Consider the following 8,277-nt stretch of genomic DNA (forward strand, 5'->3'; position numbering starts at 1 on the left):
CGTCGAGGTGGTCGACGGCCCTGATGGGGTCGGTGACGGCCTGGTCCTGGTCGGTCCCGGTGCTCGCCCGCCGACCGGCGGCCGGCGACCAGTCGGCCACCGCCGACGCGGATGCGGGCGAGGGTGGGCTCGCCGCCCGCCTGGAGCACCGCTGGCGGCCGGTGTCGGCCGGCTTCGCGGTGCCGATCTTCGCCCTCTTCGCCGCCGGGGTCACACTGCGCGGCACCGACCTGGGCGCCCTGCTGAGCGACCCGATCGTGATCGCCATCGTCGCCGCTCTGGTGTTTGGCAAGAGCATCGGCATCTTCGGCTCGACCTACCTGCTGGCCCGGTTCACCCGCGCCGAACTGGACGAGGACATCACCTGGACCGACCTGCTCGGAATCGCCCTGTTGGCCGGCGTCGGCTTCACCGTCTCGCTGCTCATCGGCGACCTGGCGTTCGGGGCGGGCAGTACGGCCGACGACCGGGTCAAGGCGGCGGTGCTGCTCGGTTCGCTGATCTCCGCCGGGCTGGCCGCCACCGTGCTCAGCCGCCGCAACGCCGCGTACCGCAGGGTGGCGCAGCGGGAGCGGTTGGACGCCGACGGGGACGGCGTACCCGACGTCTACCAGCACCCCGACGCCCGCTGACCACGCCGGCGCTGCCCGACGGCACCATGGCGCCGAGCGGTGGCGTGGCGCGGGTTCGCCGTCGTGCCGCGCCGCCGCACCAACCGCGCGCGCTCGCGCTCAGTGGCGACGGTCGGCGGGCGGCAGGTCCTCGGTCTCCTCGACCAGTGCCTCGGCCGTCGGCCCGGTGAGGTCGTCGCCCGGCACCGCCACCGCCTCGGCGCGATCCTGCTCGTCGGGCTTGCCGCCGCGCGGCGGCTCCGGGGCGGTGGCACCGCCGGCGTAGCCGTACTCGTTCGGTTCGTCGTGCCGGCTCATCTGGTCATCCTCCCGCTCTTCCCGTTTCACCTGTCGAGGCCAACGGTAGGTGGTGATCGTCCTCGGCGCAGCGTGCCGCTGATTGTCGGCCGGACCACGGGGGTGAGCTGCCGAGCGCCGCCCCGAGGAGCTGGCGCAGGGCGATGATCGCCACCGCGCCGGCCAGGCCGTTCCAACCCGGTTCGCCGGCGAGCCGGAGCAGGCCGGCCCCGACGAGCAGGTCCAGCAGTACCCGGACGCCGCTGCGCAGCGCCCCGGTGGTGAGCGTGGTGAGCACCCCGGCGACCAGCGCCAGGGCGGTGACAGCCGTGACCAGGGTGCCCATCACGCTCGACGCTCCCCCTCGGCCACCTGACGCTGCTCCTGACGGATCTCGCGGCCCAGGAAGTAGTTCAACGCCGTTCGGATCGTCGCGATGGCGGCCAGTTGGCCGATCTGCGTGAACGACGGGGACACCGCCGTCCGCAGCACGTCGGCCGCCAACTGGAATTCCAGGCCGAGGGTCAGAAAGCGGCCCAGCGACAGCCGGATCGGCGTGAAGCAGGCGGCGCTGCGGTGTCGCAGCCCTTCGACCACGAACCGCACCGCCGCCCACACCGCGCCAACGAAGATCACCATTGCGCCGGCCACCTCGACCACGGCAACCAGCACCTGGTCGCCCTGACGCAACAACTCGGCCGGCTCCACTCCGGGCCGTTACCCGCCCTCCGGGCAGCTAGTCGGCGCTCAGGTCAGATCGTTCACCGCCTCCAGGATCAGCCAGAGACCGGAGATGGCGAAGAGGATCGCGGCACCGTACTTGATGGTCTTCTCCGGCAACCGCCGGCCGAGCATCCGGCCGACCAGGATGGCCAGCGCGTCGGCGGCCACCATGCCGATGGTGGAGCCGAGCCAGACGCCGAACCAGCCGTACTTGGTGGCGAGCGTGATCGTGGCGAGCATCGTCTTGTCGCCCAGCTCGGCGAGGAAGAACGCCACCGACACCGCCACCAGCGCGGTCTTGTTGGTCTTCTCCGCCTTGCGCTTCTCCTCCTCGGTGAGCTTGTCCCCGCGTAACGTCCACGCACCGAAACCGAGGAACGCCACGCCGGCGACCAGGGAGATCCACTCGGTCGGCAGCACCGCCCCGAGACCCACGCCGATGGCGACCGACGCCAGGTGCACCACAGCGGTGGCGACCGTGATGCCGATCAGCACCGGAATCGGTTTGAACCGCGTGGCGAAGGTCAGCGCCATCAGCTGGGACTTGTCCCCCAGCTCGGCGACGAAGATGACGCCGAAGCTGACGACCAGCGCGGCGAAAAATCCCTCCATGACGTCCTTCCCGTTCACGCCGGGAGGAGGAACAGGGGCGCCCTCGACCCGGCTGCAACAGCCTGAGTCGAAGGTCTCGCCCGCCCCGAGAGAACCGGGGCCGCGTGGCCGGATGCGGAACGCACCAGTATGTCGACCACAACATTGGGGGCTACTCCCCTTCGCGCGTTCAGCCTATCGGATCACCTCCCGGACCGGCCGAGCCGGGTGAACAGACTCACCGCGCCCGCGCCAGCGTGACACCGAAGAGCGCGTCCGGATCGGTCCAGAACGCCGCCGTGGCGAAGCCGGCCGCGGCCAGCTCCGCCGCGATCCCCTCCCGGTGGAACTTCGCCGAGACCTCGGTACGCAGCTCCTCCCCCGCCGCGAAATCGACTGTCAGCCCCAGCACCCGCACGCTCATCGGCCGGGTCGCCCGCAACCGCATCTCGATCCACTCGTGGTCGGGATCCCACACGGCGACGTGCGCGAACGCGGCCGGGTCGAAATCGGCGCCCAACTCCCGATTGATCACGTGCAGCACGTTGCGGTTGAACTCGGCGGTGACCCCGGCGGCGTCGTCGTACGCCGGCACGATCACCGACGGGTCCTTCACCAGGTCCGTGCCGAGCAACAACCAGTCGCCGACCTCCAAAGCGGCGCGCATCGCCGTCAGGAACTCGGCCCGCTCGGCGGGCAACAGGTTGCCGATGGTGCCGCCGAGGAACACCACCAACCGCCGACCGCCGGTGGGCAGCCGGTCCAGTTGCCGGGTGAAGTCACCCACGATGCCCCGCACCCGCAGGCGGGGATAGTCGGCCGCGATCTGGGCGGTGGACCCGCGCAGCGCACTGACCGACACGTCGAGGGGGACGAATGTGCCCAGCCCACCGCGGCGGGTGAAGGCGTCCAGCAGCAGCCGGGTCTTCTCCGACGAACCGGAGCCCAACTCGATGAGCGTCTTGGCCCCGGTCAGCGTCGCGATGTCGGGAGCGTGCGCGGCCAGCACGGCCCGCTCGGCCCGGGTCGGGTAGTACTCGGGCAGTCGGGTGATCTCCTCGAAGAGTTCGCTGCCCCGGGCGTCGTAGAACCACTTCGGCGGCAGCCACTTCGACCCGGCGCTCAGCCCGGCCCGGACGTCGTCGCGCAGGCCACGCTCCAGGTCGCCCTGTTCGAGGTAGATCTCCAGGGGTTCCGCTGTCATCGGTTCGCTCCTCTGTTCGATCAGCCGTTTCGTGCCAGCCCGGCCCCGCTCACCGGGGTCGGCAGTGGACGTACCCGCACCTCACCCGCGGTGGCGACGACGAGGTGCCCCTCCGGCACCGACCGCCACCCGGGATCGTCGTCATGCGGCTCGGACGCGAGCAGCACCGAACCCGCCGACTCGCGCACCGACAACGCGTGCCCCGCCACGCTGGCCACCACCCGATGCCCGTCGGTGAGCAGCAGGTTGAGCCGCGACCCGGGGGCGGCGGCGGCGACCTCGGTCACCGTCCGCCCGAGCGCCTCTACCGGGTCGGCGCCGGCGCGCAACCGATGCCGCACCAGCGCCCAGAGCAGCGCCGAGTCGGTCGAGGCGTCCAGAGTGAGCAGGTCACGCACCGGCAGACCGGCGGCGAGCGGCACCACGGCGTCCGGCCAGCCGCGGACCACACCGTTGTGGCTGAACAGCCACCGCCCCTCGGCGAAGGGCGCCGCCGCACCGTCGAGCACCGCCATCCCGACCGTGGCCGAGCGCACCGCCGCCACCACCGCCGCGCTGCGGGTCACCGCCGCGAGTTGGGCGATGGTCGGGTCGCTCCAGATCGGCTGCGCCCGCCGGTACCGGACCGGCTCACCCTCACCCGGGTACCAGCCGACGCCGAACCCGTCGGCATTGATCGTGCCGCCGCCACGCATGTCGCGGGGCGCCCAGGACTGCCGCACCAGCGAGTGCGGAGGGTCGAACAACAACTCGGCCAGGGTGACCGGCGGCCCCAGGTAGGCCAGGTGGCGACACATCAGCGCCCCCGGCCCACCGCCGGGCCGCCGGTCGTGCGGCGACTCACCGGTACGACTCGTCCGGTCGCGCGTCCCGGGCGCAGCGGAAACCGCTGAAGATCTGCCGGCGGATCGGATAGTCCCAGTTACGGAAGGTGCCCCGGCAGGCAGAGCGGTCGGTGCCGAACGAGCCACCACGCAGCACCCGGTGATCGCCGCCGAAGAAGACCTCCGAGTATTCCCGGTAGGGGAACGCGGCGAACCCCGGATGCCCGTCGAACGCTGTCGAGGTCCACTCCCAGACATCGCCGATGAGCTGGTGCACACCCAACGGCGAGGCGCCGCCCGGGTACGCGCCCACCGGCGCCGGCCACAGATGGCGTTGGTCGAGGTTGGCGTGCGCCTCGGTCGGGTCGTCGTCCCCCCAGGGGTAACGACGCGACCGCCCGGTCGTCGGATCCCACCGGGCCGCCTTCTCCCACTCCGCCTCGGTCGGCAGTCGCTTGCCGGCCCACGCCGCGTACGCCTGCGCCTCGTACCAGCACACATGAACCACCGGCTCGTCGGCGCGGACGCGCGCCCACTGACCGAAGCGCCGATACGACCAGTCGTCGCCGTCGGAACGCCAGTGCATCGGGGCGCTCAGCTGCTCCCGAACCCGATGCTCCCAGCCGGCAGCGCTCCACCAGCGCTGTTCGGTGTAGCCGCCGTCGGCGATGAAGGCCGCGTACTGGCCGTTGGTCACCGGTGCGGCGTCGATGACGTACGCCGGGAGGTCGACCCGGTGCGCCGGACGTTCGTTGTCCAACGCCCACGGATCGGTGTCGGTGCCCATGGTGAACTCGCCGGCCGGCACCAGCACCTCCGCGCCGACCCGGACCGACGGCTCGGGCGGTGCCGGGGCGTGCAGCACCGCCGGCCCCGAACGCAGCTGGTGGGTGGCGAGCATGGTCTCGTCGTGCTGCTGCTCGTGCTGCACGATCATGCCGAAGGCGAACCCGTCGGCGACCAGCGGCCGCTCGGTGAAGGTCACCGCGTCGAGCAGGTCGTGCACCTTGTCCCGAACGGTCGCCAGGTAGGCGCGCGCCTCCGCGGGCGGCAACAGGGGCAGCGCGGGGCGGTCCCGGCGCGGCTGCTTGAACGCGTCGTACAGCTCGTCGATGTCGCACCGGACCGGCTCCCGGCCCCCGACGTCCCGGACCAGCCAGAGCTCCTCCTGGTTACCGACATGGGCGAGGTCCCAGACCAACGGCGACATCAGCGGTGAGTGCTGGCGCGTCAGGTCGGCGTCGTCGACCGCCTCGGTCAGCAACGCGGTGCGGGCGCGGGCCCGCGCCAACTCCACAGCGATGTGGTCGCGCAACCCCTCGCCGTCGACGCGGCCCGCCTGCGGGCCTCGCACCACCGGCTCACTCCTCGCGCTCACTGGTGTCTCCTCTCCGCGGCGGCCAGCCGCTGGCGTAGCCCTCGCCGGATCTCGTCGTGGGTGCTGGCCGGCAGCTCCAGTCGTGGCATGGTGCTCATGGCCAGGTCGAGCAGGGCCGCCGCGGCGGCGGCCAGCGCCGGGTCGGCCAGGCCGTGTCGGGCGGCGGCCGACCAGCGGTGCGCCACCGGCGTGGCGATCGTGTACGCCTCGCGCACGGTGCCCGGGTCAGCGAACAGGGCGGTCAGCACCGCCAGTGGCAGCCGCCAGCCTTGATCGGGTTGGGCGTCGAGGTAGCGCAGCTCCAGGTAGCCGCGCGGCCGTACCGGCGGAAAGAGGGTGCTGACGTGGTAGTCGAGGTCATCGGTGGTGGGCGGTCGTGGCAGCGCGCCGTCGAGCCAGTCGGCGAAGGTCACCCCGGGCGGCGCGGCCCAGTCGGCGCCGTGCCGGCGCAGACAGAGCAGCGGCGCGGCGAGCACGTAGCTGATCCAGGCGTCGATCGGATCGTCCTCGGCTCGGGAGGGCGACCAGACCGGGCGGGTCCGAGCCGGGTCGATGGCCAGCCAGGCGGCCATCCGGGCGGAGGCCCAACCGGTGCGCCGCCCGGCGTGTCGGGTGGCGGAGGCGAACGCCGCGAGCAGTGGGGGCCCGACCGCGTGGGCCGCGGCCCACCGGTCAGCGACCTGGTCCGGCTCACCGGCGTCGAGGCAGATCTGCAGGCCGGCGGTGCTGTACATCATCGTGCGGCCGGCCGGGCCGTGGCGGTCGAAGGCTCCGCGCATCGCGCGGTAACGGGGAGTTTCCACCACCGGGCGGGGCCGTCGGTGGGGGTCGATGCCGCTGCTGCCGAGGATCAGCCCGGCGGCGGCCAGCAGGTCGGTGACCTGGGCGATGTCGGCCTCGGTGGCGCGGATCAACGTGGCGACCGAGGGGCGGGGCGGGGTGGAGATCTCCAACTGGCCACCCGGCTCCAGGGTGACCATGCCGCCGTGCCGCAGCGGCTCGGCTGGGCTGGTGGCATCCAGCGTGGCGGGGCTGTGCCGCCCCAGCGCCGCCCGCAGCCGCGTCGCGTCGACGGGGCGGGCGGGATCGGCGGCGTCGTGCACTGTCCATTCCAGTTCGACGCCGGTGTGGGTGGGTGGGCCGGTCTTGAAGCAGATCCGGGCGAGGTGTCGGACTGCGGCTGCGGACTCGCGCAGGATGGCGCTGCGGTCCAGGTCGGATGACGTCACCAAGGGTCGGGCCCCCTCTCCGTGTGCCAGGTCCGGCACACTCTGCCACCGTAAACCCACCCACCGACACCGTCGGAGGCGTGCACGGTGCCACCAACCTCTGTCTAACAGACGAATTTCCGAAGCAGGGCGGAACCAAACCGCTCCCACCGCCGACCGGTCAGTCGTGGGCGCGGTGGCCCGGTCCCGGCGGTGACGGCGGGGCTTTCCCCGAAGGGGACGGCCTGCCCTTCGGGGACTCGGAGGGTGTGACCTTCGCCGGCTCGGACGGCTTCGTCTCGGGTACCAGCCGCTGGCAGTACGCCTCGACCTCGGCGGGGCCGCCGGCGGCGGTCACCAGCTTCTGGAAACCCGGCGTGCGCAGTGCCTTCTCCCGCTGCTCGGGCTTCTTCGCCCGCCACGCCCGGCACAGTCCGTGCACCTGGCCGGCGGTGGTGGGACCGGCCGGCGGCGTGGCGGTGACCGACGGCGGCGCACCCGGCGTCGACGCGAGGCCGGGGCCCACCGACCGATCGGGCTCGGCCGACCGGGATGTGCCCTGGTGCGGCGAGGGTGACGGGCGCGACGGTGCCGGTGCGACCGGGTCCGGCCCCAGTTCCCGGGTGACCGCGGCGAAGGCGGCTCCGGCGGTGGCGGTGGCTGCCACCGCGCCGATCCAGGCCACCGCGCCGGTGGTCATCCGGCGACGGCGTGGCCGCTGCGGCACGGCCGGCGCCGGGTTGACCCGGGCGGCCCGGAACGCGGCCACCGCGGCGTCCTCCCCGGCCAGTTCGCCAGGGCGGACGGGGCCGGCCGTCGCGGCGAGCAACGCGGCCACCGGCTCGGCCGGGGGCACGTCGAGGGCGCTCAGGTGCGCCTCGGGTGAGTTCGCGTCCACTGCGGCGCAGGGGCCCTTATCCAGCGTGGCGTCCGGCCGGGCAGAGGCCGCGTCGAGCAGCCGCTCGGTGTCGGCGTGGTCGGCCCGCCGGAACGGGTTCATCGGGAGTCCCCTCACGTCAGCCGTCCACCGGTTCGACGTGCGATGCCCGCAGGGCGGGGCCGCCCCCCGCACGCGGCGGTGGCACCCCCTCGACCCCGAGCGACGACTCGGCCGGGCTCTGCCGCTCCAGCAGGACCGCGAGCCGGCGTAGGCCACGGTGGGCGGCGGTCCGCACGGCGCCGGCCCGGCGGCCCAGCACGCGGCCGGCGGATCCCGCGTCCAGCCCGATCACGGCCCGCAGCAGGACTGCTTCGGCCTCCCGGGGCGGGAGGGTGGCGATCAGCGCGAGGGCGGTCTCGGTACCGAGCGTCTCGCTGGCTCGCTCGGCGGTGTCCGCGTCGCTGGCGAGCTCCAGACCCAGCCGGCGATCGGCCAACCGCCGCCGCATCCGGTGCAACTGGATGTCGACGATGGAGCGCAGGTCATCTCCCCGCAGCGAGG

At 73.2% G+C, this 8,277-nt stretch carries 11 protein-coding genes; 1 reads left to right on the forward strand and 10 read right to left on the reverse strand.

Going from position 1 to position 8,277, the window contains the following annotated elements:
• A partial coding sequence (locus ABZ749_RS23080; RefSeq protein WP_357230960.1) for a Na+/H+ antiporter NhaA occupies positions 1–632 on the forward strand: 632 nt, incomplete at its 5' end.
• Positions 633–731: 99 nt separating this feature from the next.
• Here the strand turns inward: ABZ749_RS23080 and ABZ749_RS23085 are convergent.
• The 10 genes from ABZ749_RS23085 to ABZ749_RS23130 form a co-directional block, all read right to left on the reverse strand.
• Positions 732–929, reverse strand: a complete 198-nt coding sequence (locus ABZ749_RS23085) for a hypothetical protein (RefSeq protein WP_357230963.1) — start codon at positions 927–929, stop codon at positions 732–734.
• 4 nt (positions 930–933) lie between these two features.
• Positions 934–1,254 (reverse strand): hypothetical protein, encoded by a 321-nt coding sequence (locus ABZ749_RS23090; RefSeq protein ID WP_357230966.1) that lies wholly within the window; start codon positions 1,252–1,254, stop codon positions 934–936.
• The gene (locus tag ABZ749_RS23095) at positions 1,254–1,616 is read right to left on the reverse strand and encodes a DUF1622 domain-containing protein (protein WP_357230969.1); all 363 of its coding nucleotides are present in this window, start codon (positions 1,614–1,616) and stop codon (positions 1,254–1,256) included. Before ABZ749_RS23095 ends, ABZ749_RS23090 begins: the two co-directional genes overlap by 1 nt.
• A 39-nt stretch (positions 1,617–1,655) precedes the next feature.
• Entirely contained in the window at positions 1,656–2,243 is a 588-nt protein-coding gene (locus ABZ749_RS23100) for a TMEM165/GDT1 family protein (RefSeq protein WP_357230972.1), read from the reverse strand.
• Between the two features lie 217 nt (positions 2,244–2,460).
• Positions 2,461–3,426 (reverse strand): L-histidine N(alpha)-methyltransferase, encoded by a 966-nt coding sequence (gene egtD, locus ABZ749_RS23105; RefSeq protein WP_357230975.1) that lies wholly within the window; start codon positions 3,424–3,426, stop codon positions 2,461–2,463.
• A 20-nt stretch (positions 3,427–3,446) separates the two neighbouring features.
• Complete coding sequence (gene egtC / locus ABZ749_RS23110; RefSeq protein ID WP_357230978.1) at positions 3,447–4,223, reverse strand: ergothioneine biosynthesis protein EgtC; 777 nt, start codon at positions 4,221–4,223, stop codon at positions 3,447–3,449.
• A 43-nt stretch (positions 4,224–4,266) separates the two neighbouring features.
• Positions 4,267–5,604: an ergothioneine biosynthesis protein EgtB gene (egtB, locus tag ABZ749_RS23115; protein WP_357230990.1), complete on the reverse strand. Its 1,338-nt coding sequence runs from the start codon at positions 5,602–5,604 to the stop codon at positions 4,267–4,269.
• 20 nt (positions 5,605–5,624) lie between these two features.
• Positions 5,625–6,860, reverse strand: a complete 1,236-nt coding sequence (egtA, locus tag ABZ749_RS23120; protein WP_357230981.1) for an ergothioneine biosynthesis glutamate--cysteine ligase EgtA — start codon at positions 6,858–6,860, stop codon at positions 5,625–5,627.
• A 157-nt stretch (positions 6,861–7,017) separates the two neighbouring features.
• Positions 7,018–7,836 carry a hypothetical protein gene (locus ABZ749_RS23125; RefSeq protein WP_357230984.1) on the reverse strand — a complete coding sequence of 273 codons (819 nt, stop codon included), beginning with the start codon at positions 7,834–7,836 and terminating at the stop codon, positions 7,018–7,020.
• A gap of 16 nt (positions 7,837–7,852) precedes the next feature.
• Positions 7,853–8,277: sigma factor-like helix-turn-helix DNA-binding protein (locus ABZ749_RS23130; protein WP_357230987.1), on the reverse strand; the 425-nt coding region annotated here is incomplete at its 5' end.

This window comes from Micromonospora sp. NPDC047753 (assembly GCF_040642735.1).
GTDB lineage: Bacteria > Actinomycetota > Actinomycetes > Mycobacteriales > Micromonosporaceae > Micromonospora.